The following is a 26,115-nucleotide window of genomic DNA, read 5'->3' on the forward strand; positions in this document are numbered from 1 at the left end:
CCGCCGCCGATGCCGGCCTGGACGATCCGCGACGACGGTCTGCTCGTCGCGATCCGGGTGACGCCGCGCGGTGGGCGCGATGCGATCGCCGCCGGCACCGAGGAGCATCTCGCCGCGCGGCTCGCCGCCGCGCCGGTCGACGGCAAGGCCAATGCCGCGCTGATCGCGCTGGTCGCCAAAACCTTCGGCGTTCCGAAGCGCGCCGTCACGCTGGTCGGCGGTGATACCGCGCGGTTGAAGCGGTTGCACGTCGCCGGCGACGCCGCCGCGCTGGCGAAAATCGCCGCCGCGCTTTATGAGGCCGCGGCATGACCGCCACGATCATCGACGGCAAGGCCCATGCCCTTGCCCTGCGCACCCGCGTCGCCGCCCATGTCGCCACCTTTCGCGAGGCCACCGGCCGCGCCCCCGGCCTCGCCGTCGTGCTGGTCGGCGAGGACCCCGCCTCGGCGGTCTATGTCCGCAACAAGGGCAAGGCGACGCGCGACGCCGGCATGGCGAGCTTCGAGCATCGCCTGCCCGCCGACACCGATGCCGGGACGTTGCTGGCGCTGGTCGCGCAACTCAACGCCGATCCCGCGGTCGACGGCATACTCGTCCAATTGCCGCTGCCGGCGCATATCGATGCGGAAGCGGTGCTGCTCGCGATCGATCCCGACAAGGACGTCGACGGCTTCCACCCGGTCAACGCCGGCCGGCTCGCGATCGGCGCGGAAGGGTTCGTGCCGTGCACGCCGCTCGGCTGCCTGATGCTGCTCAAGGACATCCACCCCAATCTGTCGGGGATGGAGGCGGTGGTGGTCGGCCGGTCGAACATCGTCGGCAAGCCGATGGCGCAATTGCTGCTCCAGCAGAGCTGCACCGTCACGATCGTCCACAGCCGCACGCGCGACGTCGCCGCGCATCTGCGCAGGGCGGATATCGTCGTCGCCGCGGTCGGCATCCCGCGCTTCATCCAGGGCGACTGGATCAAGCCGGGCGCGAGCGTGATCGACGTCGGCATCAACCGGACCGATGACGGGCTGGTCGGCGACGTCGACTTCGCCGCGGCCAGCGCGGTGGCGGGCGCGATCACGCCGGTGCCGGGCGGCGTCGGGCCGATGACGATCGCCTGCCTGATCCGCAACACCTATGTCTCGGCGTGCCGGCGGGACGGCATCGAGGCTGCCCTGTGATCGAGCTGTTCGTCTCGACGCTGATCACCTTCTTCGTCATCATCGATCCGCTCGGCTGCGCGCCGATCTACGCCGGCCTGTCGGCGGGCGCCTCGCCGGTGCAGCGGCGCGCGATGGCGATCCGCGCGGTCGGCGTCGCGACGGTGATCCTGCTCGTCTTCGCGCTGGCGGGCGAGGCGCTGCTCAAGGGGCTGGGCATCAGCCTGGCGAGCTTCCGCATCGCCGGCGGCATCATGCTGTTTCTGATCGCGCTCGAAATGGTGTTCGAGAAGCGCACGCAGCGCCGCGAGGATCGCGCTGCCAAGGTGGCGCACGATCCCGAGGCGGACGACGTGTCGATCTTCCCGATGGCGATGCCGATGATCGCCGGGCCGGGCTCGATCGCCTCGGTGATGCTGCTCGTTGCGCGCACCAACGGCATCGAGGCGACGCTGGTCGTGCTCGCGGCGATGGGGGTGATCCTGTTGCTGACGCTGGTGGCGCTGCTCGCGGCGGGGCCGCTGATGCGGCTGCTCGGCGCGCGGATCGAGGCGGTGATCACGCGGCTGCTCGGCGTGCTGCTCGCGGCGCTGGCGGTGCAGTTCGTGATGGACGGGTTGCAGGTGAGTTTGCGGTAACCGCGGGCGTCCCCCTTTCCTCCCCCTCCGGCGCGCCGGAGGGGGAGGACACGGCGCCCTCCCGGCTCAATGCACCTTGAACAAGCGCAGCGGCGAATTGGCCGGCAGCGGCAATGGCGTCAGCCATGCCGGCACCTCGCCATGCGCGAGCTGGTCGTAGAAGCCGCCCGGATCGCGCGCGCGATAATTGGTCGATTCCGAATGGTTCGGGCAGAGCATCAGCATCGTCGCGCCGTGGCGCCTGATGATCGCATGCGCCTGGTCCGCGCTTCCACCAAAGGCATGCTGGACGTCGAGGATCGCATCGCCATTGCGGTGATACGGCCCCGCGATCGCGTCGTGATGCGTCACCGTGATCAGCCGCGGCCCGAGGTCGACGAAGGTGAAGATCGTCTGCGCCGGATAGCGGTCGAGCGCCTTCAGCACCGTATAGCGCACGCAGCTCCCGGTCGAACGGTTGACCCGCTTGGTATAGGCGTTGGGGACGTCGACCGGCAGATATTTGATGATCAGCCCGGCGAACAGGCCCGAGACGATGAGGAAGGCCGCCACCGTACCGCCGATCCGCACCGGCCACGAGCGATGCTCGAGCAGCCAGGGCAGCACGATCCAGCCGAGCAAGGTCGCGCCCGGCACCGCGAGCAGCTGCGCCGCCGGCCCGGCGCGCACCTGCCACAGCAGCATCAGGCAGGCGAAGGTGACGAACAGCGCCACCGCGCTCCAGCCGATCAGCGCCGGCGAGCGCCGCGCCCGCCACGTGCCGAGGATCACGCCGACGACGCCGACGATCGGCAGCGCCGCGATCGGAAAGCCGAGGCGGAACGGATGTTTGTAGATCGGCTTCGCCTCGCGGACGTTGTTCAGCCAGTTCTTCTGGAGCTCGGGCGAGACGCCCTCGGGCCGGCCGAGGCATTGCGGGAAGAAATGGACGAACCCCGCCGCGATTCCCGCCCCCGCCGCTACGGCGAGGCCGATGCGCAGCCCCCGCGACGTCGGGTTGAGCCACGCCAGCAGGAACAGCAAAGCCCCCGCCGCGACGGTGACGCTGAGCCACACCGGGGTCAGCGCGTCGCAGCGCATCGCGTAATTCGCGGTCGAGGCGAACGCCGCGAAGCCGATCGCGCTGCCGCCGCCGAGGCTGAGCGCATAGGCCTGCAACCGCCGCGCCTCGCCGCGGTCCCACACCCAGCGCAGCGCGAGGATCGCGCCCGCCATCGCGCAATAGGGCAGCATCTCGAGCCCGATCGCGAGACTGACCGCGCTTGCCAGCCCGACCATCAGCCCGCCGCGCGCGCCTTTGGCATCGCACAGGCCGGCGACGGTGAGGCTGAGCATCGCGAGCTGCCAGCCGTGATGGTCGATCCGCTCGGGCAGAAACATCAGCATTGTCGCCGAGGTGCCGAGCAGGAACAGCAACGCCAGCGGCCACGCGCGCGGATCGATCAGCCGCCGCACCGTCGCCGCGACGCCGAGCATCGCGATCGAGAGCGGCAGCAGCGGCGCGATCCCGCACGCCAGCCGCTCCGCCCAGAAATTGCTGGTGAACAGGCGGAAGAACAGGATCAGCCCGGCGATCGGCAGATCGACGATGCGGCTCCAGTGGATGTCGAAGCCGACCGGCGGATTGAGCCGGTAGTTGCGCAGATCGTACCAATCCTGCCCGGCGAGCCAGGCGCGCACCTGCATCAGCCGCATATTGTCGTCGGTGTCGCCGAGCGACAGCCAGCGGATCAGGTTCCAGTCGTTCCAGACGTACCAGACCATCACCCCGAGCCAGGTGACGAGAGTGAGCGCGATCCAGTGCCGGGCGAGCGCGTCGTCCAGCCGACCGCGGGGAGCTATGTTCAACTGAGCGACTTTCGTTTTGGCCGTTTCGTTCCCGGAGCAATGGCTTTAGGGCGGAGCGGATGGCGAGGGAAGCACCGGCACGACTTGCGGCGATACGCGACAGCGGCATGCTGGGGCAGATGATCCGCTTCGGTATCGCCGGGGGTATCTCGACGCTGATCTATTCGGCGGTCTATCTGCCGCTGACCGCCTGGGTCTTCCCGCGCGAGCATGCGGTCTACGCCGTGCCGTTCGCCTTCGCCGTCGCGGTCACCGCGGGCTTCTTCCTGCACAGCCGCTGGAGCTTCAAGGGCCATGGCACGCGTCGCCGTGGCGGCTGGCAGCAGGCGCAGTTCGTCGGCGTGCAGGCGACCGGCATGGCGCTCAACGCGATCGTCACCTGGATCGGCACCGCGCATTTCGGTCTGCCCGCCTGGGCACCGCTGCTGCCCGCGGTGGCGCTAGCGACGATCGTCACCTTCATCCTCAATCGCTGGCTGGTGTTCGCTTAATGGATCGCATCGTCTACGACCGCATGGCCGCGCATGATTCCACCCATTGGTGGTATCGCGCCCGCCGCGACATCCTCAGCGACTATCTGACCCGCTACGGCGCCCTGCCCAAGGACGCTCGCATCCTCGAGATCGGCTGCGGCACCGGCCACAATCTGCCGATGCTGGCGAGCTTCGGCGAGGTCGATGCGATCGAGATCGATCCCGCCGCACGCGCGATCGCCAGCGAGCGGCTCGGACGCCCGGTCGGCGATGCGCCGCTGCCCGACCTGCCCGGCGTCGCGCGCGGATCGTACGACCTCGTCGCGGTGCTCGACGTGGTCGAGCATATCGAGGACGATGTCGCGGCATTGAAGGGGATGGCGAGCCTGCTCAAGCCGGGCGGCAAGATCCTGATCGCGGTGCCGGCGCACCAATGGCTGTGGAGCGCGCACGACGTCGTGAATCACCACCACCGGCGCTATTCGAAGGCGTCGCTGGTCAAGGCGATCGCGGCGGCGGGGCTCGCGCCGCGCAAGCTCACCTATTTCAATTCGCTGCTGTTCCCGCTCGCCGCGGCGGCGCGGATCGCCGGACGGCTGACGGGCCGCGACGACAGCGACGATTCGCCCCCCGCCAAGCCGCTCAACGCCTTGTTCGAGAAGATCTTCCGGCTCGAACGCCACGCCGTCGGCCGCGTGCCGCTGACGCCGGGCGTGTCGATCGTGACGCTGGCGGAGCCGAACTGATCCGGACGGCGGCTATTCGGCCGCCCGTCGTTCGTCCGCCAATTCGAACTCGGGCGAGGGTTCGGCGGCGTTGAAGCCGAGCGTCGAGCGGCCCTTTACCGGGCCGGCGATGTCGGCGACCAGATAGAGCGGCCGCCGCTTCGATTCGATGTAGAGCCGGCCGAGATATTCGCCGATCATGCCGAGGACGAACATCTGCGCCGCCGACAGCACGGTGACGACGAGCATCGTCGAGGTCCAGCCCTGCACCGGCGAGCCTTCGAAAAAGCCCCACAGGATGTAGAAGAGCAGCAGCAGCGAGGCGCCGGCAAGGATCACCGAGGCGTGGCTGGCGAAGCGCAGCGGCGCGGTCGAGAAGCCGGTGACCGCGTCGAAGGCGAGCCGTACCATCTTGCCGAGCGGATAATTGGTCTCGCCGGCATGGCGTTCGGCACGGTCGTAGGGAAACGGTACCTGACGGAAGCCGACCCATGCCACCATGCCGCGGATGAAGCGCGCCTGTTCCGGCAAAGATAGCAGTGCGTCGAGCGCGCGGCGGCTCATCAGCCGGAAATCGCCGGTATCGAGCGGGATCGGCGTGTCGGTGACGCGGTCGAGCACGCGATAGAAAGCAGCGGCGGTCGCCTTCTTGAAGATCGTCTCGCCCTCGCGCTTGCGGCGCACCGCATAGACGACGTCGGCGCCCTCAGCGCTCATCGTCGCGCGCATGTCGGTGAGCAGTTCGGGCGGGTCCTGGAGATCGGCGTCGATGATGAGGATCTGTTCGCCCGAACACAGATCGAGCCCGGCGGTCAGCGCCAGTTGGTGGCCGTGGTTGCGCGACAGGTTGATCGCGACCAGCCGCGGGTCCTGTTCGCTGAGCCGCTGCATCACCGCCCAGCTGTCGTCGCGGCTGCCGTCGTTGATGAGGACGATCTCGTGATCGTCGCCGACCGCGGCGCGGGCCGCCGCCGCGACCCGCGCGTGCAGCAGGTCCAGGCACGCGGCCTCGTTGTAGCACGGGATGACGACGGACAGGGCGGGACGGTACATGACGCCCCGTCCTTAGCGGCTCACACGCCCGTCATCCATACGTAACGTGGCAGCGCATGGTCGTAGGCGCCGGGCGGCGCCTACGACGCGATGCTCAGCTATAGTCCTTGAGCTCGTCGCCGATGATGCGGACGACGTGGAGCACGTTGGTCGACCCCGGCGTGCGGAACGGCACGCCCGCCATCACGATCACCCGGTCGCCCGCCTGCGCGATGCCGGTGCGCAGCGCCATGCGCTTCGCCTTGCCGACCATGTCCTCGAACGATTCGACGTCGCGGGTGTGCACCGCATGCGTCCCCCACAGCAGGCCGAGCCGGCGCGCCGTCTCCTTGCTCGGGGTGAGCACGAGGATCGGCACCGAGGGCCGCTCGCGGGCGATGCGGCGCGCGGTCGAGCCCGAAGTGGTGAAGCAGATGATCGCGGTCGCCGAGGTGGTCTTGGCGATCTGCTTGGCGGCTTCCGACAGAGCGTCGGCGGTGGTCGGGTCGGGGCGCGTCACGGTGAAATGGACGCGGTCGCCGTGCATCGGGTCGCTTTCGACCGAGACGCCGATCGAGTTCATCATCGCGACCGATTCGACCGGCCACGCGCCCGCGGCGCTTTCCGCCGACAGCATGATCGCGTCGGCGCCGTCGTAGATCGCGGTGGCGACGTCGGACACTTCGGCGCGGGTCGGCGACGGGCTCTGGATCATCGATTCGAGCATCTGCGTCGCGACGACGACCGGGCGGCCGAGCCGGCGCGACGTCTCGACGATGCGCTTCTGGAGCGGCGGCACGGTCTGCGGCGGCAGCTCGACGCCGAGATCGCCGCGCGCGACCATCACGCCGTCGCACATCTCGACGATCTCCTCGAGCCGGTCGATCGCCGCGGGCTTCTCGATCTTGGCGAGCAGGGCCGCCTTGCCGCCGATCAGCTTGCGCGCCTCGGCGAGATCCTCGGGCCGCTGCACGAAGGAGAGCGCGATCCAGTCGACGCCCTGTTCGACCGCGAAGGCGAGGTCGCTGCGGTCCTTCTCGGTCAGCGCCGCCATCGGCAGCACGACGTCGGGGACGTTGAGCCCCTTGTTGTTCGACAGCGCGCCGCCGACCTCGACCAATGTCTCGATCCGGTCGGCGTCGTGGTCGGTAACGCGCAGCACCAGCTTGCCGTCGTCGAGCAGCAGGCGTGCGCCCGGTTCGATCGCCGCGAAGATCTCCTTGTGCGGCAGCTCGACGCGGGTGGCGTCGCCCGGCGTCGGATCGCGGTCGAGCACGAAGGTGCTGCCGTGTTCGAGCACGGTGCGCCCGCCCTCGAACTTGCCGACGCGCAGCTTCGGGCCCTGCAGATCGGCGAGGATCGTCGTCGGACGGTTGAATTCCTGTTCGAGCGCGCGGATCGCCTGGATCACCGCGACCTTGGACTGCTGGTCGCCGTGGCTCATGTTGACGCGGAAGGCGTCCGCGCCCGCCTGGAACAGCGTCGCGATCATCTCGGGGGTGTTGCTTGCCGGACCTAATGTCGCCAGCACGCGAACCTTTCGCGCGCGGGGCGCAATGGCAGTCGTCATAGAAAGGGCTCCTGGGGAATGGCCGCGCTCCCCTCTAGCCCCTATCTAGGACCGATCAACTTCCGAAAGGTTTTCATGACCGACAAACTCGCCGCGCTGCCCGACGCCGTCGCCGCGGCGGCGTTCCGCCGCCTCGTCCGCCACCTGCGCCATCGCACCGATGCGCAGAACGTCGACCTGATGGGCCTGTCGGGATTCTGCCGCAATTGCCTGTCCGACTGGATCGAGGAAGCGGGCGGCCTGAGCAAGGCCGAGGCGCGCGAGACGATCTACGGCATGCCGCAGGCCGAGTGGAAGGCGCGCTACCAGAGCGAGGCGACCCCCGAACAGCTCGCCCGCATGGAGGAAAGCCTCAAGCGCAACGAGGGCCGCGACGCCGGGGATGCGGCCCTCGACGAGGCGCTCGACGAGAGTTTCCCGGCGAGCGATCCGCCCGCGATGACCGAGCCCGGCCGGGGTTGAGCCCGGCGGGCTAAGCGCCTAGACGCCCGCCCCTACCGGTCGTGACCGGTATCCTTTCAGCGAATCATATGAGGGCCGCAGGGCGCCTGCGGCGGGGTGGGACAATGGCGGAAGAACGGCAAGACGGCATGGGCGGCGGCCAGGTCGCGGCGGACGAGCTGCGCCTCCTGATCGAGCGCGCCGAGCGGCTCGAGGAAGAGAAGAAGGGCATCGCCGACGACATCAAGGACGTGATGGCCGAGGCCAAGGGCCGCGGCTACGACCCCAAGGCGATCCGCAAGATCCTCTCGATCCGCAAGAAGAAGAAGGAAGAATATCAGGAGGAGGAGGCGATCCTCGAAGTGTACATGCAGGCGCTCGGAATGATCTGATCGCTGGGTGCGGAGATAGCGGCGTGTGGCCGCACCTTTTCTCCCACCCACGCCGTCACCCCGGACTCGTTCCGGGGTCTACCCTGCGGCGAGGAGAATGGCCGGAGCCGTGAGCGCGCGCCTGTGGCCCCGTGGACCCCGGAACCAGTCCGGGGTGACGGGTTTCGAATGGCGCAGTGGCGAGCCTTGATGGGGCACTGGCCATCGGCGAATCACCCCCGGTCGAGCCGCCGGCCCAAACCGACGAACAGATAGATCAGCGGCGGCACCAGGATCGCCGAGAGCAGCACCTTGGCGATCATCTGGCCGAGCAGCAATTCGCCGATCGGGAAGACGCCGGCGAAGGCGATCGTCACGAACAGCAAGGTGTCGACGATCTGGCTGAGCACGCTGGCGATGCCGGCGCGCAGCCAGAGCAGCCCGCTCCCCTCGCGCCCTTTCAGCGCGGCGAAGATCGTCACGTTGAGCGTCTGCGAGATGCCGTAGGCGACGATGCCGCCGAGCCAGATGCGCGGCGTGCCGCCCATCATCAGCGTGAAGGCGTCGCGCCGCGCCGGGTCCATGTCCGCGGCGGCGGGCACCGACAGCACCACCACCGACAGCAGGATCGACACGATCAGCGGCGCGAAGCCGATCCGCACCAGCCGCGTCGCGGTGTCGCCGCCGTGCAGTTCGGCGATCGCGCTCGACACGACGACGAGCAGCAGGAAGGCGAAGATGCCCGCCTCCACCGCGAGCGGGCCGAGCCCGACGAGCGGCCCCAGCGCCGACAGCGGGCCGAGCGCGACCTGTTTGTTGCCGAGCACGCCGGCGATGCAGACCATGCCGCCGTAGAAGATCGAGAAAGCGAAGAGCGAGCGCGGGATAGCGCGAACCGGAGTGTCCATCGCCGCGACGCTAGCGGCTTTCGCCCGGCCTGCAAACCGCGCGCGGGGCGGCCGGTGCGGATAGCCATTCCCACGCAGGCGCGCGACGGGTAACGTCGCCCGCGGAGAAGAGGATGCCATGGCCGATCCGCACGACGACCAGACCGCCCGCGCACAGGATGCCGCCCCCGGCGCGCCCGATCTCGCCGAGCTCCAGCATTGGACCTGGGTGATGGGCCGCGCGCAGCAGATGATGATGGAGCAGGGCCTGGGCCTGATGACGGCGGGCGGCGCGCTGCCCGACGCGGCGCCCTCCCCGCTCGTCAATCCCGCGCTGGTCCGCCAGACGCAGGATTATTGGCGCGACAATCTGGCGCTGTGGCAGCGCTTCGTCGATCCCGCCGCGGCGGTGCCGCCGCCGCCGCAATCGGACGGCGACGCGCGCGACAAGCGCTTCAAGGCGGCGGCGTGGCGCGACGATCCCTGGTTCGACTGGATCCGCCGCAGCTACAATCTGATCGCCGACCATATGCTGCGCGGCGTCGACGCGCTCGACGGCGTGCCCGAGCGGCAGAAGGAGCAGTTGCGCTTCGCCGCGCGCGGGCTCGTCGAGGCGATGAGCCCGTCCAACTTCCCGCTGACCAACCCCGAGGTGGTCGAGAAGACGATCGCGACCAAGGGGCAGAACCTGCTCGACGGGCTCAGGAACATGCTCGCCGATATCCAGAAGGGCCAGCTCACCCATACGTCCGAGGGCGCGTTCGAGGTCGGCCGCAACCTGGCGACGACGCCGGGCAAGGTGGTCAAGCGCACGCCGCTGTACGAGCTGATCCAATATACGCCGACCACCGACCGCGTCATGACGACGCCGCTGGTGATCTTCCCGCCGTGGATCAACCGCTTCTACATCCTCGATCTGACCCCCGAGAAGAGCTTCATCCGCTGGGCGGTGGAACAGGGCATCACCGTCTTCATGGTGTCGTGGAAGTCGGCGGACGCGTCGATGAAGGACGTGGTGTGGGACGATTACGTCACCGCGCAGGTCGACGCGGTCGACACGATCCGCGCCGCGCTCGACGTCCCGGCGGTGCATACGATCGGCTATTGCGTCGCCGGCACGACGCTGGCGGCGACGCTGGCCCTGCTCGCCGCGCGCGACGAGGCGGACAAGGTCGCCAGCGCGACCTTCTTCACCGCGCAGGTCGATTTCGCGCAGGCCGGCGAATTGCAGCATTTCGTCACCGACGAGCAACTGGCGCTGATCGGCACCTTGTCGCCGCAGGGCTTCCTCGACGGGCGCTACATGGCCGCGACGTTCAACCTGTTGCGCGGGCGCGACCTGATCTGGAATTACGTCACCAACAATTATCTGTTGGGGTCCGACTATACGCCGTTCGATTTGCTCCACTGGAACGGCGACACCACCAACCTGCCGGCGAAATGGCATCTGTCGTACCTGACCGATCTGTATCGCGACAATCTGCTCGTCCAGCCGGGCGCGATGTCGGTGGCGGGCGAGGCGCTCGATCTTCGCCGGGTGACGACGCCGGCCTATGTCCAGGCGGGGCGCGAGGATCATATCGCGCCGGCCGACAGCGTCTGGCGAATCACCCATCTGCTGCGCGGGCCGCTGCGCTTCGTGCTCGCCGGATCGGGGCATATCGCGGGCGTGGTGAACCCGCCGGCGGCGGGCAAATACCAATATTGGACCAACGAATCGGGTGCGGAGAGCCTCGCCGAATTCGTCGCCGGCGCGACCGAGACGAAGGGTAGCTGGTGGCCGGACTGGCTCGCCTGGCTGCGCGCGATCGACGGCGACACCGTCGCCGCGGCGGGCGCACGGCTGCCCGGCACGGGGGCGCTGACCGCGCTCGGCGAGGCACCGGGAGACTATGTCCGCGCGCGGTAACGCTATCATGCTGCACCGCAACAAATTTAGTTGAAAGTGAGGGCGATACCGACTATTGTGCGTTGCAGCATAATAGCTGGAGTAGGATCGATGGACGATACCGTCCCGAAGTCGCCGATCACGCCCGCCCGCCGTGGCGCCGGCGCCGCGCGTGGCGCCGATAGCGCCGCCGCCCCGTCCCAGCGTTCCAAGATCAAGCCGACCGGCAGGAAGCCGGCTGCGGTGCGTGCGCCCGAGCCGGCGACCGCATCGCTTCCCGTCGTGCCCGCCGCCGTCCCGGTCGCGGTCGCGCCGATTGTCCCACCCGCAGCAAAGGAAGTTCCCATGGAAACGATCGAAAACGTCACCGCCACGACCCAGACCGCCTTCACCGATGCGACCGACCGCGCCAAGGGTGCCGTCGACAAGAGCCAGAAGCTGCTCCAGGAGGCCAGCGAGTTCGGCAAGGGCAATATCGAGGCGCTCGTCGAATCGTCGAAGATCGCCGCGCGCGGCCTCGAGACGCTCGGCCAGGATGCTGCCGCTTATGCCAAGAAGTCGTTCGAGGAGGCCGCCACGGTCGCCAAGACGCTGACCTCGGTCAAGTCGCCGACCGAATTCTTCAAGCTGCATTCGGATTACGTCCGCTCGTCGTTCGACGCGCTCGTCCAGCACAGCTCGCACAATGCCGAAGCGGTGCTGAAGCTCGCCGGCGAAGTGGTGCAGCCGCTGTCGAACCGCGTCGCGCTCGCCGCCGAGAAGCTGAAGGTCGCGGCGTAAACTTCTATTCGATCCAGAGCAAAGGGGCGGCCGCAGCGATGCGGTCGCCCTTTTCCTGTTCCAAGCCCTTGCTCCGCGCGCCCGGCGTGCCATATTTCGGCGATCACCATGACAGTTGAAGCGATCACGATGGCCGAACGCCGCGACGATGGAACGGATGAGGGCACCGGCCTCGCCACCAAGACCCGGACGCGGACAAAACAGCCGACGCCGTACCGCGTTCTGATGCTCAACGACGACTATACGCCGATGGAATTCGTCGTCCTGTGCCTGCAACGCTTCTTCCGGATGAACATGGAGGAGGCGACGCGGGTCATGCTGCACGTCCATCAGAAGGGCGTCGGCGTCTGCGGCGTGTTCTCCTACGAAGTCGCCGAGACCAAGGTCGGGCAGGTCATGGACTTCGCCCGCCAGAACCAGCATCCGCTGCAATGTACGCTGGAGAAGGCGTAAACGTCGGACAGGCCGCCGTCGCCGTTACCGCGCGCCCGGCAGCCAGCTGAAGTCGAGACCTGCCGCCCGTGCGGTGTCGCGCGCGGTGTGATGCGCGGTCCGCACCAACATGGTTTCGTCGACGAAGGTCATCCGGCCGCCGTCGCGCGCGATCATCCCCTCGTCCTGCAGCTGGCGCAGCATGCGGTTGACGTGCACCGCGGTGAGCCCGGTGGCATCGCCGATCTCCTCCTGCGTCAGCCCGAGCTGGAAGGTGTTGCCGGCGGTGCCGTCGACGATGCGCAGCCGGTTGCGGATGTCGATCAGCAGCGCCGCGACGCGCGCCTTGGCCGAGGTGCGGCCGAGCCCGGCGAGCCGGTCGGTGAGCGCGACGCGTTCGATCTGGTCGACCGCGATCAGCAGCGCGGCGAGTCGGGGATGATCGGCGCTGAGCGTGCCGATCGCCGCCCGCTCGACCGGCGCGACGGCGCATTCGGTGAGCGCGATCACCGTTTCGGGCGAGTTGCGATAGACCAGCCCCGCCATCGCCACCAGATCGCCGCGGAACAGGAACCGCAGGATCTGGCGGCTGCCGTCGGGCAGGATGACATAGCTCATCATCGTGCCGCGTTTGACCACGAACAGCTCCGGGGATTTGTCGTGTTCGCGCAGCAGCACCGCGCCGCGGCGCAGTGTCCGTTCGCGCTGTTCGAGGCTGTCGAGGGCCGCCTTCTCATTGTTCGACAGGTCGATCAGTTCGCCGAGGCGCTCGGCGAGGCAACTGGTCGTCACGCTGTTGAAATCCCCCAATTAATCGATTCTGGGTAGCAGCAACCCAAGTCGGTGCATTAAAATCAATCAACAAGCCGGGTTAAAGTTGGTTATGCGGGTGCGATCGTCCATCGCCGCATTCGCGTCTTGCGCGGGCGCGGCGGCGCGTTAGACGACGGGGATGGACCGTATCCTCATCCGTGGCGGCAATCGCCTGTCGGGCCGCCTGCGCATCTCGGGCGCCAAGAACGCCGCGCTGACGCTGATGCCCTGCGCCTTGCTTACCGACGAACCGCTGACGCTGCGCAATTTGCCGCGGCTCGCCGACGTCGACGGTTTCGGCCATCTGCTCAACCAGTTGGGCGCCTCGACGCGGATCGAGGGGACGCGGCCGGAGGATTTCGGCCGGGTGATGACGATCCGCGCCGGCAAGCTCACCTCGACCGAGGCGCCCTACGATATCGTCCGCAAGATGCGCGCGTCGATCCTCGTGCTCGGCCCGGTGCTGGCGCGCGCCGGCGAGGCGACGGTGTCGCTGCCCGGCGGCTGCGCGATCGGCAATCGCCCGATCGACCTGCACCTCAAGGCGCTGGAGGCGATCGGCGCCGAGCTCGAAATGGCGGCGGGCTATGTCAAGGCGACCGCGCCGGGCGGGCGACTGACCGGTGGGCGCTATCGCTTCCCGGTGGTGTCGGTCGGCGCGACCGAGAATGTCGTGATGGCGGCGGTGCTGGCCAAGGGCAGCAGCGTGATCGAAAATGCGGCGCGCGAGCCCGAGATCGTCGACCTGTGCAACTGCCTCGTCGCGATGGGCGCGCGGATCGAGGGGATCGGCACCGAGACGCTGGAGATCGAGGGCGTCGACCGGCTCCACGGCGCGACCTATGCGGTGATGCCCGACCGGATCGAGGCGGGCAGCTATGCCTGCGCCGCGGCGATCACCGGCGGCTCGCTCGAGCTGCTCGGCGCCAATGCCGCCGACATGCAGGCGACGATCGACGCGCTGCGCGAGGCGGGCGTGACGGTGACCGAGACGCGCGACGGCGTGTCGGTCGAGGCGAATGCGCCGCTCGGCCCGATCACGTTGTCGACCGCGCCCTATCCGGGCTTCGCCACCGACATGCAGGCGCAGTTCATGGCGATGCTGTGCAAGGCGTCGGGCGCCAGCGTGCTGACCGAGACGATCTTCGAGAACCGCTACATGCACGTGCCCGAGCTGGCGCGGATGGGTGCCGACATCCAGGTCCACGGCCGTACCGCGGTGGTCAAGGGCGTCGACCGGCTGGTCGGCGCGCCGGTGATGGCGACCGACCTGCGCGCGTCGATGAGCCTGATCCTCGCGGGGCTGGCGGCGGAGGGCGAGACCTCGGTCGCGCGCGTCTACCACCTCGACCGCGGCTACGAGCGGCTGGAGGAGAAGCTCTCCGCGGTCGGCGCCGACATCGAACGCGCCAGCGACGGGTGACGTTCGGGGCTGAGCCCCGCAAGATCCGTGACCCCGGCCTATATCAGCGCAGTGCTCCTGCGAACGCAGGAGCCCAGAGCCAAGCAAACAACGTCTTATGGCGTTCGGGAATCCTGGGCTCCTGCTTTCGCAGGAGCACCGGGCGACTTTCCTGGAGGCCTCGACTTGTTCCGGGATGACGGAGTGGTCGGTGTGCGATTACGCGAAACCAACCCCCACCCCCGACGAATGGTGCATGGCACCCTGCCCCGGCATCTGTTAGCCCTGCTGTCATGCCCAGTTCGGCCGCCGCATCCGCCCGTGAGATCCTGACCCGCCTTCACGACGTGATGGCGGGTCGCAACCCGGCGCAGGCCAAGCTCAACGCCGTCGTCGGCATCATCGCCGAGGCGATGGATAGCGAGGTCTGCTCGATCTATCTGCTGCGCGAAGGCGTGCTCGAACTCTTCGCGACGCGCGGGCTCGACCAGGCGGCGGTCCACGTCACCAAGCTGGCGCTCGGCGAGGGGCTGGTCGGCTCGATCGCCGAGGATGTCGAGGTGCTCAACCTCGACGAGGCGGCGAGCCACCCCGATTTCGCCTACAAGCCCGAGACCGGCGAGGAACGCTATCACAGCTTCGCCGGCGTGCCGATCATCCGCCGCGAGCGCGCGGTCGGCGTGCTCGCCGTCCAGCATAGCGAGCAGCGCAAATATCAGGACGTCGAGATCGAGGCGTTGCAGACCGTCGCGATGGTGCTGTCGGAACTGATCGCCAACGCCGGGCTGATCGACAGCGCGACCGCCGGCAGCGACCGGCCGCAATCGACCGCGGCGGTGCGCCTGCCCGGGCAGAAACTGGTCGAGGGCATGGCATCGGGCCACGCCGTCTTCCACCAGCCGCGCATCGTCGTCGAACATACCGTCGCCGAGGACACCGACGCCGAGCGCCACCGCGTCTATGCCGCCTTCGACAAGATGCGCGAACAGATCGACCGGATGACGCGCGAGGCGGAATTCGGCGTCGGCGGCGAGCATGAGGAGGTCCTCCAGACCTACAAGATGTTCGCCTATGACGAGGGCTGGGCGCGGCGGATCAACGAGGCGATCGATTCGGGGCTCACCGCCGAGGCCGCGATCGAGCGCGTCCAGCAGCGCACCCGCCAGCGCATGCGCCAGATCGACGATCCGCTGCTCGCCGACCGGATGCACGATCTCGAGGATCTCGCCAACCGGCTGCTGCGCATCGTCTCGGGCCAGATGGGCACGGCGGCGCAGATGGGGCTGCGCCAGGACACGATCCTGATCGCGCGCAATCTCGGCCCCGCCGAATTGCTCGAATATGACAAGCGGCGGCTGAAGGGGGTGATCCTGGAAGAAGGGTCGCTCACCGCACATGTCACGATCGTCGCGCGCGCGATGGGCGTGCCGGTGCTAGGGCGCGTCCGCGACGTCCGCCGATTGATCGCCGAGGGCGATCTGCTGCTGCTCGATTCGGTTGCCGGCAACGTCTTCGTCCGCCCGTCGGCGGCGATGGAGGAGGCGTTCGAAGCCAAGCTCGCGATGCGCCAGAAACGCAAAGCCGCCTTCGCCGCGCTGCGCGACGTGCCGCCGGTGACCAAGGACGGTCACCGCGTCACGCTGATGGTCAACGCCGGACTGCGCGACGATGTCGCCGCGCTCGACGTGACCGGTGCCGACGGCATCGGCCTGTTCCGCACCGAATTCCAGTTCCTCGTCTCGGCGACGCTGCCGCAGCGCGAGCGCCAGCAGCGGCTCTATCGCGAGGTGCTCGACGCGGCGGGGACGCGTCCGGTGATCTTCCGCACGGTCGATATCGGCGGCGACAAGGCATTGCCCTATCTCAACAAGAAAGATGCCGACGAGGAGAATCCGGCGATGGGCTGGCGCGCGCTGCGGCTCGCGCTCGACCGCGACGGCCTGATGAAGGTGCAGGCGCGCGCGCTGATCGAGGCGGCGGCGGGGCGCACGCTCAACGTCATGTTCCCGATGGTGTCGGAGGCGTGGGAATTCGCCGAGGCGAAGGCGCTGTTCGAGGCGCAGCGCGTCTGGCTCGATGCGCGCGGGCGGCGGCCGCCGCTGGCGATCCGCTATGGCGCGATGCTCGAGGTGCCCGCGCTCGCCGAGCAGCTCGATCTGTTGCTGCCCGACATCGACTTCCTGTCGGTCGGCACCAACGACCTCACGCAATTTTTATTCGCGGCCGATCGCGCCAATCCGCGGCTCGCCGAACGCTACGACTGGCTGAGCCCGTCGATCCTGCGCTTCCTGTCGCGGGTGATCGGGCCGTGCCGCGACGCGGGCGTCGACCTCGGCGTCTGCGGCGAGATGGGTGGGCGGCCGGTCGAGGCCATGGCGTTGATCGGATTGGGAATCGATCGGCTGTCGATCACCCCGGCGGCGATCGGGCCGATCAAGGCGATGGTGCGCAGCCTCGATCATGGCGCGGTCCAGCGTTTCGTCGCCGAGCTGATCGCGCGTCCGCCGCGCGACATGCGCGGCGCGCTGACCGAATGGGCGGCGCAGCACGGCGTCGATCTGGCCTGAAAGGCTGCCGAACCGCGGCCACCCCGCGTTGACTTGCAGCAAGGCATCGGGGAATGTCATGCACGTCAGCGATCCGCAGCCCTCCCTTGGAGACACGAATGGACGAGGTCGATCCCGGCCAGCCGAACCCGACCCCCGTTGCCCAGGCTCGCCCGGGTGAACGGCTGCGCCAAGCGCGGGAGATCAGGGGGCTGAGCCTGGCCGAAGTCGCGGCGCGGACGCGCGTGCCGCAACGACATCTGGAGGCGTTGGAGACCGGCGACTATGCGCTGCTGCCCTCGCCGACCTATGCGATGGGCTTCTCCAAGGCCTATGCGCGCGCCGTCGATGCCGACGAGGTCTCGATCGCGCAGGACGTACGCCGCGAGCTCGACCGGCTCGGGCCGCGCCAGCCCGAATACGTCCCCTACGTCACCGCCGACCCGGCGCGGGTGCCCTCGCGCGGCGTCGCGGTGATCGGCGCCGGCGTCGCGCTCGCGGTCTTGATTCTCGTCGCGCTCTGGTATGGCAGCAGCCTGTTCCAGCCGCAGGCCACCACCACGGCGGCGACCGACGACGTCGCCACGCAGGCGGTCGCGCCCAAGCCGACCGCGGCGCCGTCGCCGGCGATCCCGACCGGCGGGCAGGTGGTGCTGACCGCGACCGACACGGTATGGCTGCGCGTCTACGACGCCGACGACAAGGTGCTGTTCCAGGGTACGATGAAGCCAGGCGACCGGTTCGAGGTGCCCGCCGCCGCCAAGGATCCGATGATCAACGTCGGCCGTCCCGACAAATTGGCGGTCACGCTCAACGGTTCGGCGATCCCGCCGCTCGGCGACGGATCGCGCCCGATCAAGGATGTCGCGGTCAGCGGCTCGGCGGTCGCGCTGCGCCTCGCCGGCCAGCCCGCCGCCCAGCCCGCCGGGACGCCGACGGCGGCGCCTCGACCGACCCGCAGCGGCGGTGCGCGGCGCGACGGCGGCAACCGGCGCAGCAGCCCCGCCGACACCGCCGGCGCCGACCGCATCGTCCCGCAAGAGCCGGCGGCGACAGGCAATTCTTTCGCACCTTAAGGCTGGCGACAGGTGGCCGGATGCAGCTATGGCGGCATGGAATTGACCCAAGCCGCGCCGGGGGGTGCCAAGATTATGCGTACGATCATCTGGGCGCTTGCCGCCACCTCGCTGATACCGGTCGCCGCCGCGGCGCAGAGCAACGTCGAAGGCCGCGTCGGCAAGCTCGAGAGCGAGATGCGCGCGGTGCAGCGCAAGGTGTTCCCAGGCGGCGCCGGCCAGTATCTCCAGCCGGAGATCACCCGCCCCGACGCGCCGCAGCAGGCGGGCGGCACCCCGGCGACCAGCGCGGTCGCCGACCTCACCGGCCGCGTCACCGCGCTGGAACAGCAGATGGCGTCGATGACCGACCAGATCGAGCAGACCGGGTTCAAGCTGCGCCAGCTGCAGGATCAGTTCGACGCCTATAAGCGCAGCAACGACGCGCAGCTGAAGGCGCTGGCGACTACCCCGGCGCTCGCCGCCGCGCCCGGCTCGGCACCGCTCGGTGGAGGCGACGACACTGCGCGCCCCGCCGCCACGCCCGCCCGGAGCAACACGCCCGTGTCGGTCGCCGCCGCCGGTGACACCGCCCCCTCCGCCGCCGCGGTGGCCGGCGCCAAGGTCGACAAGCCGAGCACCGGCGACACGCCCGAGGACGAATATCTCTACGGCTATCGCCTGTGGGCGGCGAAGCAATATCCGCAGGCCGAGGTGCAGCTGAAGAAGGTCGTCGCCGACTATCCCAAGCATCGCCGCGCGAGCTGGGCGCAGAATCTGCTCGGCCGCGCCTATCTCGACGAGGGCAAGCCGAGCCTCGCCTCGATGGCCTTCTACGACAATTACAAGAAGATGCCGGACGGCGAACGCGCCCCCGACAGCCTCTATTATCTCGCCCAGGCGCTGATGAAGCTCAACAAGCCGGCCGACGCATGCAAGGTCTATGGCGAACTGACCGACGTCTACGGCACCAAGATCTCTCCGAGCATGAAGGCCGATGTCCAGAAGGGCCGTACCGCCGCCAAGTGCAAGTGACCCGTTCGCCGTCGCGGCGGAGCGGTTCCATCACGACCTCAACCGCGCGCTCGGGGTCGAGCCGCGCGGGGTGATCCTGCTCGCCGTGTCGGGCGGGCCCGATTCGATGGCGATGCTGACGCTCGCCGCGGCGACCTTCCCCGGCCGTATCCGCGTCGCCACCGTCGACCACCGGCTGCGCGCCGCCGCGGCCGGGGAGGCGGCGATGGTGGCGAACCATTGCGCGTTGCTCCACGTGCCGCATGCGACGCTGATCCCCGACCAGCCGATCACCGGCGCGAGCATCCAGGCGGCGGCGCGGCAGGTCCGCTATCGCCTGCTCGCCGACCACGCCCGCGCCATCGGCGCCGAGACGATCGCCACCGCGCACCATGCCGACGATCAGGCCGAGACCTTCCTGATGCGCGCCGCGCGCGGATCGGGCATCGCCGGGCTCGCCGGGGTGCGGCCGCGTGCGACGATCGAGGGCGCCACCGTCATCCGGCCGCTGCTCGAATGGCGCCGTGCCGAACTGCGCGCGATCGTGCGGCGCGCCGAGGCGCCGTTCGTCGACGATCCCTCCAACGCCGATCCGGCGCACGACCGCACCCGCTTCCGCCGCCTGCTTGACGCCAACGAATGGCTCGGGCCGCCGCAGCTCGCCCGCGCCGCCGCCGCGCTCGCCGAGGCGGATGGCGACGTGCGTGCGATCGTCGAATGGCTGTGGTCGAGCCGCGCGGCCGCCGACGGCGCCGGGGTGCGGATCGACATAGCCGGCCTGCCCCGCGAACTCGTCCGCCGCCTCGCCCGCCGCGCGATCGGCATGGTGGTCGAGGCCGCCGCTTTGCCCGCGCCGAAGTGGAGCGACTCGGCGAATATCGAGGCGCTGCTCGACGCGCTCGCCGCCGGCCGGCGGGCGACGCAGGCGGGCGTGCTGGTGTCGCCGCACGGCGACAGCTGGCGTTTCCGTCCCGCCCCGGCGCGTCGTTCTTCCGGATCGGCCGAATCAGGCTGAGCGTTCCATTGCCATTAACCTCCACACGCCTATCTTGTGCTGCGAAAGGTTCCCCATGAACGATAACGACAAGCAGCCCCAGAACGGCGATGGCGGCAACGGCGGCAACGGCGGCAACCCCTGGATGAAGAGCCTGCTCATCTGGGTCGGCATCCTGCTCGCGCTCGCGCTGTTCGTCACGATGTTCAACGGACCGAATACGGCCGGCGCGCGCAACACCGTCGCCTATTCGAAATTCCTCGACCAGGTCGACGAAGGTACCGTGAAGGATGTCGCGATCAGCCGCGACGTCATCACCGGCACCTATTCGAGCGGCGAGACGTTCCGCACCTATCCGATCCAGGACCCGACGCTGGTCCCGCATCTGCGCCAGAAGAACGTCACCATCGCCGCCAAGCCCGACGAGGGCACGTCGATGTGGATGCTGCTGCTCTACCAGTCGCTGCCGTTCCTGCTGTTCCTCGGCATCGCCTTCTTCGTCATCAAGCAGATGCAGAAGAACACCGGCGGCGGCGCGATGGGCTTCGGCAAGAGCCGCGCGCGCATGCTGACGCAGAAGGAAGGCAAGGTCACCTTCGACGACGTCGCCGGCATCGACGAGGCGCGCGCCGAGCTGACCGAGATCGTCGACTTCCTCAAGGACCCGACCAAGTTCGCGCGGCTCGGCGGCAAGATCCCGAAGGGCGCGCTGCTGGTCGGATCGCCCGGTACCGGCAAGACGCTGCTCGCCCGCGCGATCGCGGGTGAGGCGGGCGTGCCGTTCTTCACCATCTCGGGCTCCGACTTCGTCGAGATGTTCGTCGGCGTCGGCGCCAGCCGCGTCCGCGACATGTTCGAACAGGCCAAGAAGAGCGCGCCGTGCATCGTCTTCATCGACGAGATCGACGCGGTCGGCCGCCATCGCGGCGCCGGCCTCGGCAACGGCAACGACGAGCGCGAGCAGACGCTCAACCAGTTGCTCGTCGAGATGGACGGTTTCGAGGCGAATGAGGGGATCATCATCGTCGCGGCGACCAACCGTCCCGACGTGCTCGATCCCGCATTGCTGCGTCCGGGTCGCTTCGACCGTCAGGTCGTCGTGCCGCGCCCGGATATCGAGGGCCGGATCAAGATCCTCGAAGTCCATATGAAGAAGGTGCCGCTGGCGCCCGACGTCGACGCGCGGGTGATCGCGCGCGGCACTCCGGGCTTCTCGGGTGCCGATCTCGCCAACCTCGTCAACGAGGCGGCGCTGATGGGCGCGCGCAAGGGCAAGCGGCTGGTCGCGATGGCCGAGTTCGAGGAGGCCAAGGACAAGGTCATGATGGGCGCCGAGCGCCGCAGCATGGTGATGACCGAGGACGAGAAGCGCATGACCGCCTATCACGAGGCGGGCCATGCGATCGTCTCGATCCACGAACAGGCAAGCGACCCGATCCACAAGGCGACGATCATCCCGCGCGGCCGTGCGCTGGGCATGGTGATGCGCCTGCCCGAGCGCGACAGCTACAGCTATCATCGCGACAAGATGTACGCCAACCTCGCGGTGTCGATGGGCGGCCGCGTCGCCGAGGAGATCATCTTCGGCTACAACAAGGTCTCGTCGGGCGCGAGCGGCGACATCCAGTACGCTACGGGTCTGGCGCGCGACATGGTCACCAAATGGGGCATGTCGGACAAGGTCGGCCCGGTCGAATATGCCCAGCCAGAGGGCGAATCGTTCCTCGGCTATTCGTCGTCGCAGCCGGTTCGCATGTCGAATGCGACCGCGCAGCTGATCGACGACGAGATCAAGGGCATCGTCGAGGGCGGCCTCGCCCGTGCCAAGCAGTTGCTGACCGAGCATGTCGACCAGCTCCATCTGCTCGCCGGTGCGCTGCTCGAATATGAGACGCTGTCGGGCGACGAGATCAAGAAGCTGATCGCCGGCGAGGAGATCGGCCGGATCGACTCGGGTCCCAAGCCGAGCGTGCCGCGGGCCGGCACCTCGATCCCCAAGACGCGCCGCCCCGGCGGCCCGTTCGGCAACCCGGCACCGGCGGGGGCGTAACCCCCGCGGCGGTTCAGCCCGCCGTCAGTTTGTTCGCGCTAATCGGCGGCATTCCCATTCGGAGTGCCGCCGATGTCGCGTAAAGCCTTGATCGCCCTTGCCGTTTCCCTTGCCGCCGCGGCGCCGGCCAGCGCCGCGATGAGCGTCGGCACCTTCCTGACCCGCGCCGCGCCGCTGCGTGAGAATCCCTTCACCGCGCTGACCAACCCCGATTATCAGGTGCTCAAGGCGGAGGCCGATACCGCCACCCGCCAGCTCCGCGCCGACAGCGCCGCGCGCGTCGCCGCCGGCAAGAAACCGATCGCCTGCATGCCCGAGGGCGCCAAGATCGGCATCCTGCAGATGCTCGGCGGCCTCGACGCCCTGTCGCCGGCGGAGAAGAAGCTGCCGCTCAAGGAGGGATATGCGCGGGTGCTGGCGAAGACTTATCCGTGCTGAGCGTAGCGGGCGGGTTCTACGCGCAGAGGCACGGAGGCGCGGAGATGCTGCTGGGTGGCGGGCGATGCCCAGTCCGTCATCCCGACGAAAGTCGGGACCCATGGACGCGCTGGCGGACATGATGGGCGGACATCGGCGGCGTCGTATCCATGGGTCCCGGCATCCGCCGGGATGACGAATGGGAGCACGGCGCTCGCGGGGGGATATGCGGGCGGGGTTCGCAGGCGGTAGCCGGCTTCCCGGCGCCCCCGCCACGCCGCCGCGCTTAGATCGCCCGCCGACCTTCCCACGCCCGGCAAGCCCCGATACAGCCGCACGATGAGCCCCACCCGACGCACGTTCCTGATCGGCGGTGGTGCCGGCGTCGGGCTGGTCGTCGCCTGGGGTATATGGCCGCGCCGCTACGCGCCCAATCTCGCCACCATCCCGGGCGAGACCGGCTTCGGCGCCTGGCTCAAGATCGGTGCCGACGGCCATGTCACGGTCGCGGTGCCGCAGCTCGAACACGGGCAAGGCGTCTATACCGCCCTCCCCCAGATCGTCGCCGACGAGCTCGGCGCGGACTGGCGCACCGTCGGGGTGGAGGCGGCGTCGATCAACCCGCTGTACGCCAACCCGCTCGCGCTCGACGAGCTGTTCGAAAGCACGCTCATCCACGTGCCCGAATCGGTTGAGATGACCGTCGCCCGCCGCGGCGCGCTGATCGTCACCGGCGGATCGACCTCGGTGCGGATGTTCGAGGACGATTGCCGCACCGCCGGTGCCGCCGCCCGCGCGTTGCTGTGCAAGGCCGCGGCGCGGCGCTGGGACGTCGTCTGGACCGATTGCGCGGTCGATGCCGGCTTCGTCACCCACGGCACGCAGCGCCTCCGCTTCGCCGACTTCGCCGCCGCCGCGGCCGCCGAGACCATCCCCGACCCGCTGCCGATCGGCGTGCAGGGCGCGGGCAAGCTCGTCGGCCGGTCACTGCCGCGGCTCGACGTCCCCGCCAAGGTCGACGGCTCCGCCGGCTTCGCCGGCGACATCCGCCTGCCCGACATGGTCCATGCCGCGATCCGCCAGGGGCCGATCGGCGACGCGCGGCTGATCGGCGTCGACCGCGCCGCCGCCGATCGCATCCGCGGCGTGCTGACGGTGGTCGAGACGCCGCTTTGGGTCGCCGCGATCGCCACCACCGGCTGGGCCGCGCAACGCGCGCTCGACGCGCTCGCGCCGCGCTTCGCCAGCGACGCGCCGCTTCCGGACAGCGCCGGCATCGCCCGCAGCCTTTCCGATGCGCTCGCCAAGCCGGGCCAGCGCATCGCAGCGGTCGGCGACCTCGGCACGTTGCTCGACGGCGCCGGCGTCGTCACCGCGGACTATACCGCCGCCCCCGGCGTCCACGCCGCGCTGGAGACGACCAGCGCCACCGCCGCGTGGCGCGACGGTCGGCTCGAACTATGGCTGCCGACCGCGGCGCCCGCCGCCGCCCGCGCCGCCGCGGCAAAGGTCGCAGGGATCAGCGAAAGCGCGGTCGTCATCCATCCGACGCTCGCCGGCGGCGGCTTCGGCGCGACGCTCGACCCGTTGGTCGCCGAACAGGCGGCGCTGCTCGCGATGCGGCTCAAGCGCCCGGTCAGCCTCGTCTGGTCGCGCGGCGAGGACAATGCGCACGACCGTTTCCGCCCGCCCGCGCACGCCCGGCTGCGCGCCCGCCTGTCGAGCAACGGCGCGATCGCGGCGTGGCACGCCGCGATCGCCGCGCCCGCCACCGGCCATGCGCTCGCCCGCCGGTTGCTGCCCGGCGCCGGCTGGGCGCTCGGCACGGGCGATCCCTATGCGGTCGCCGGCGCGCAGCCACCGTACCGCATCCCGGCGCTGCGGATCGACCATCACCCCGCGGAGATCGGCGTCCCCACCGGTCATCTGCGCGGCGGTGCGCACGGCTATACCGCCTTCTTCACCGAATCGTTCGTCGACGAGCTCGCGCAGGTCGCCGGCACCGAGCCGCTCTCCTACCGGATCGGCATGCTCGGCGGCGACGCGCGGCTGGCGCGCTGCCTCACCACGGTGGCGGCGCTGGGTGGCTGGTCGGGCGGCGCGGCGGGATCGGGCCAGGGCATCGCCTGCCACAGCTTTCGCGGCAGCCATATCGCGGTGCTCGCCGAGGCGGAGCTGGCGAACGGCCGCCCGCGCGTCGCCCGACTCGTCGCCGCGGTCGATTGCGGGCGGACGATCAACCCCGATCTGGTGCTGCAACAGATCGAGGGCGGGCTGATCTTCGGCCTCGCCCACGCGCTCGGCGCGTCGACGGGGATCACCGCCGAGCGCAGCGACGTGCGCGGGCTTGCCGGCCTCGCACTGCCGCGACTCGCCGATACGCCCGACATCGTCGTCGAGATCGTCCGCTCTGACGAGCCGCCCGGCGGGGTCGGCGAACTCGGCGTCCCCGCGGTCGCGCCGGCGATCGCCAACGCGCTGCATGCCGCAACCGGTATCCGCCTGCGTCACCTGCCGCTAAGGCGGTAAGATGTTGATCCCCGCCGACCATCCGCCGATCCCCACCCGCAAGATCGGCGTGCTGCTGACCAACCTCGGCACCCCCGACGGCCCCGACGCCAAATCGGTCAAACGCTATCTCGGCGAGTTCCTGTCCGACAAGCGCGTCGTCGAGATCCCGGCGATCGCGTGGCAGCCGATCCTGCGCGGCATCATCCTCAACACCCGCCCGAAGAAGTCGGCGCACGCCTATGGCCTGGTGTGGAGCGAGGAGGGCTCGCCGCTCGCCGCGATCACCCGCCGGCAATCGCAGGCCTTGCAGGGCGCGTTCGGCGACGGCGTCATGGTCGATTATGCGATGCGCTACGGCAATCCGGCGATCGCCGACAGGCTGACCGCGCTCAAGGACGCTGGGTGCGAGCGCATCCTGATCGCGCCGCTCTATCCGCAATATTGCGCCGCGACGACCGCGACCGCCAACGACAAGGCATTCGCCGCGCTCGCCGGCATGCGCTGGCAGCCGGCGATCCGCACCTTGCCGCCCTATCACGACGATCCCGCCTATATCGCCGCGCTCAGGACGCAGGTCGAGATGCAGATCGCGACGCTCGATTTCGTCCCCGATGCGGTGATCGCCAGCTTCCACGGCATGCCGAAGCGGACGCTCCAGCTCGGCGACCCCTATCATTGCCACTGCCAGAAGACCGCGCGGCTGCTCGGCGAGGCGATGGGGCGCGAGCTGGTCGTCGCTTTCCAGTCGCGATTCGGCCCGGCGAAATGGCTCGGCCCGGCGACCGACGAGACGCTCGAGGCGCTGCCCGCCAAGGGCGTCCGCAAGGTCGCGGTGATCGCGCCGGGCTTCTCCGCCGACTGCCTGGAAACGCTGGAGGAACTGGCGATCCGCGGCCGCGAGAGTTTCATGACCGCCGGCGGCACCGATTTCGCCTATCTGCCCTGCCTCAACGACGGTGCGCCGGGGATGGCGATGCTGCGCACGCTGATCGCGCGCGAGCTCGCCGGCTGGATCGCCGAAACGTAAAATTACGCTACGGCCATTGCCAGTTCGGCGGCCTCTGCCTAGCCTCG

At 69.3% G+C, this 26,115-nt stretch carries 24 protein-coding genes; 19 read left to right on the top strand and 5 right to left on the bottom strand.

Annotated elements, in window-relative coordinates; translation table 11 throughout:
• Window positions 1-9: 9 nt before the first annotated feature.
• Genes MC45_RS13780 through MC45_RS13790 form a run of 3 tightly spaced genes read left to right on the top strand, consistent with a single transcriptional unit; the run spans window position 10 to window position 1,792 of the window.
• On the top strand, window positions 10-312 hold the full coding sequence (locus MC45_RS13780) for a DUF167 domain-containing protein (RefSeq protein WP_038664264.1): 303 nt from the start codon (window positions 10-12) through the stop codon (window positions 310-312).
• Window positions 309-1,175 (top strand): bifunctional methylenetetrahydrofolate dehydrogenase/methenyltetrahydrofolate cyclohydrolase FolD, encoded by an 867-nt coding sequence (gene folD / locus MC45_RS13785; protein ID WP_038664268.1) that lies wholly within the window; start codon window positions 309-311, stop codon window positions 1,173-1,175. Before MC45_RS13780 ends, folD begins: the two co-directional genes overlap by 4 nt.
• Window positions 1,172-1,792 carry a MarC family protein gene (locus tag MC45_RS13790; RefSeq protein WP_038664271.1) on the top strand — a complete coding sequence of 207 codons (621 nt, stop codon included), beginning with the start codon at window positions 1,172-1,174 and terminating at the stop codon, window positions 1,790-1,792. The genes folD and MC45_RS13790 overlap by 4 nt, the downstream gene beginning before the upstream one ends.
• Window positions 1,793-1,858: 66 nt before the next feature.
• Here MC45_RS13790 and MC45_RS13795 read toward each other — a convergent pair whose 3' ends face one another.
• Window positions 1,859-3,640: a hypothetical protein gene (locus tag MC45_RS13795; protein ID WP_052075678.1), complete on the bottom strand. Its 1,782-nt coding sequence runs from the start codon at window positions 3,638-3,640 to the stop codon at window positions 1,859-1,861.
• A 59-nt stretch (window positions 3,641-3,699) separates the two neighbouring features.
• On the opposite strand from MC45_RS13795, the gene MC45_RS13800 reads away from it, so the two are divergent.
• Window positions 3,700-4,131, top strand: coding sequence for a GtrA family protein (locus MC45_RS13800; RefSeq protein ID WP_081974442.1), 432 nt, complete (start codon window positions 3,700-3,702; stop codon window positions 4,129-4,131).
• The gene (locus MC45_RS13805) at window positions 4,131-4,859 is read left to right on the top strand and encodes a class I SAM-dependent methyltransferase (RefSeq protein ID WP_038664276.1); all 729 of its coding nucleotides are present in this window, start codon (window positions 4,131-4,133) and stop codon (window positions 4,857-4,859) included. Before MC45_RS13800 ends, MC45_RS13805 begins: the two co-directional genes overlap by 1 nt.
• A 12-nt stretch (window positions 4,860-4,871) precedes the next feature.
• Here MC45_RS13805 and MC45_RS13810 read toward each other — a convergent pair whose 3' ends face one another.
• Entirely contained in the window at window positions 4,872-5,891 is a 1,020-nt protein-coding gene (locus tag MC45_RS13810) for a glycosyltransferase family 2 protein (RefSeq protein WP_038664279.1), read from the bottom strand.
• A 94-nt stretch (window positions 5,892-5,985) separates the two neighbouring features.
• Entirely contained in the window at window positions 5,986-7,440 is a 1,455-nt protein-coding gene (pyk, locus tag MC45_RS13815) for a pyruvate kinase (protein ID WP_038664282.1), read from the bottom strand.
• Window positions 7,441-7,515: 75 nt separating this feature from the next.
• Between pyk and MC45_RS13820 the strand changes: the two genes are divergently transcribed.
• Both MC45_RS13820 and MC45_RS13825 read left to right on the top strand, forming a co-directional pair.
• Window positions 7,516-7,902 carry a DUF1244 domain-containing protein gene (locus MC45_RS13820; RefSeq protein WP_038664285.1) on the top strand — a complete coding sequence of 129 codons (387 nt, stop codon included), beginning with the start codon at window positions 7,516-7,518 and terminating at the stop codon, window positions 7,900-7,902.
• Window positions 7,903-8,006: 104 nt separating this feature from the next.
• A complete protein-coding gene (locus MC45_RS13825; protein ID WP_052075679.1) occupies window positions 8,007-8,273 on the top strand; it encodes a DUF2312 domain-containing protein in 267 nt (88 codons plus the stop codon).
• A gap of 212 nt (window positions 8,274-8,485) precedes the next feature.
• Here the strand turns inward: MC45_RS13825 and MC45_RS13830 are convergent, their stop codons facing one another.
• Window positions 8,486-9,160, bottom strand: a complete 675-nt coding sequence (locus tag MC45_RS13830; protein WP_038664288.1) for a queuosine precursor transporter — start codon at window positions 9,158-9,160, stop codon at window positions 8,486-8,488.
• A 118-nt stretch (window positions 9,161-9,278) separates the two neighbouring features.
• Here MC45_RS13830 and MC45_RS13835 point away from each other — a divergent pair, with 118 nt between their 5' ends.
• From MC45_RS13835 to clpS, 3 genes are all read left to right on the top strand, one after another.
• Complete coding sequence (locus tag MC45_RS13835) at window positions 9,279-11,048, top strand: PHA/PHB synthase family protein (RefSeq protein ID WP_038664290.1); 1,770 nt, start codon at window positions 9,279-9,281, stop codon at window positions 11,046-11,048.
• 90 nt (window positions 11,049-11,138) lie between these two features.
• Window positions 11,139-11,807 (top strand): phasin family protein, encoded by a 669-nt coding sequence (locus MC45_RS13840; protein WP_038664293.1) that lies wholly within the window; start codon window positions 11,139-11,141, stop codon window positions 11,805-11,807.
• A gap of 129 nt (window positions 11,808-11,936) precedes the next feature.
• Window positions 11,937-12,260: an ATP-dependent Clp protease adapter ClpS gene (gene clpS, locus MC45_RS13845; protein ID WP_038664297.1), complete on the top strand. Its 324-nt coding sequence runs from the start codon at window positions 11,937-11,939 to the stop codon at window positions 12,258-12,260.
• A 24-nt stretch (window positions 12,261-12,284) separates the two neighbouring features.
• On the opposite strand, the gene MC45_RS13850 is transcribed toward clpS, so the two are convergent.
• On the bottom strand, window positions 12,285-13,031 hold the full coding sequence (locus MC45_RS13850) for a Crp/Fnr family transcriptional regulator (protein WP_038667450.1): 747 nt from the start codon (window positions 13,029-13,031) through the stop codon (window positions 12,285-12,287).
• Window positions 13,032-13,191: 160 nt separating this feature from the next.
• Between MC45_RS13850 and murA the strand changes: the two genes are divergently transcribed.
• From murA to hemH, 9 genes are all read left to right on the top strand, one after another.
• Window positions 13,192-14,475 (top strand): UDP-N-acetylglucosamine 1-carboxyvinyltransferase, encoded by a 1,284-nt coding sequence (murA, locus tag MC45_RS13855; protein ID WP_038664300.1) that lies wholly within the window; start codon window positions 13,192-13,194, stop codon window positions 14,473-14,475.
• A gap of 272 nt (window positions 14,476-14,747) precedes the next feature.
• On the top strand, window positions 14,748-17,021 hold the full coding sequence (ptsP, locus tag MC45_RS13860; protein ID WP_038664303.1) for a phosphoenolpyruvate--protein phosphotransferase: 2,274 nt from the start codon (window positions 14,748-14,750) through the stop codon (window positions 17,019-17,021).
• A gap of 98 nt (window positions 17,022-17,119) precedes the next feature.
• Window positions 17,120-18,076 (top strand): helix-turn-helix domain-containing protein, encoded by a 957-nt coding sequence (locus tag MC45_RS13865; RefSeq protein ID WP_081974444.1) that lies wholly within the window; start codon window positions 17,120-17,122, stop codon window positions 18,074-18,076.
• A 75-nt stretch (window positions 18,077-18,151) separates the two neighbouring features.
• Entirely contained in the window at window positions 18,152-19,090 is a 939-nt protein-coding gene (locus tag MC45_RS13870) for a tetratricopeptide repeat protein (protein WP_038667456.1), read from the top strand.
• Window positions 19,053-20,084: a tRNA lysidine(34) synthetase TilS gene (gene tilS / locus MC45_RS13875; protein ID WP_038664306.1), complete on the top strand. Its 1,032-nt coding sequence runs from the start codon at window positions 19,053-19,055 to the stop codon at window positions 20,082-20,084. The genes MC45_RS13870 and tilS overlap by 38 nt, the downstream gene beginning before the upstream one ends.
• 55 nt (window positions 20,085-20,139) lie before the next feature.
• Complete coding sequence (ftsH, locus tag MC45_RS13880; RefSeq protein ID WP_038664309.1) at window positions 20,140-22,113, top strand: ATP-dependent zinc metalloprotease FtsH; 1,974 nt, start codon at window positions 20,140-20,142, stop codon at window positions 22,111-22,113.
• 72 nt (window positions 22,114-22,185) lie between these two features.
• On the top strand, window positions 22,186-22,551 hold the full coding sequence (locus tag MC45_RS13885) for a hypothetical protein (protein WP_245640730.1): 366 nt from the start codon (window positions 22,186-22,188) through the stop codon (window positions 22,549-22,551).
• 318 nt (window positions 22,552-22,869) lie between these two features.
• A complete protein-coding gene (locus MC45_RS13890) occupies window positions 22,870-25,059 on the top strand; it encodes a xanthine dehydrogenase family protein molybdopterin-binding subunit (protein ID WP_038664314.1) in 2,190 nt (729 codons plus the stop codon).
• A 1-nt stretch (window position 25,060) separates the two neighbouring features.
• Complete coding sequence (gene hemH / locus MC45_RS13895; protein WP_038664317.1) at window positions 25,061-26,068, top strand: ferrochelatase; 1,008 nt, start codon at window positions 25,061-25,063, stop codon at window positions 26,066-26,068.
• Window positions 26,069-26,115 lie beyond the last annotated feature (47 nt).

The sequence above is a fragment of the Sphingomonas taxi genome (assembly GCF_000764535.1).
In the GTDB taxonomy this organism is placed as follows: domain Bacteria; phylum Pseudomonadota; class Alphaproteobacteria; order Sphingomonadales; family Sphingomonadaceae; genus Sphingomonas; species Sphingomonas taxi.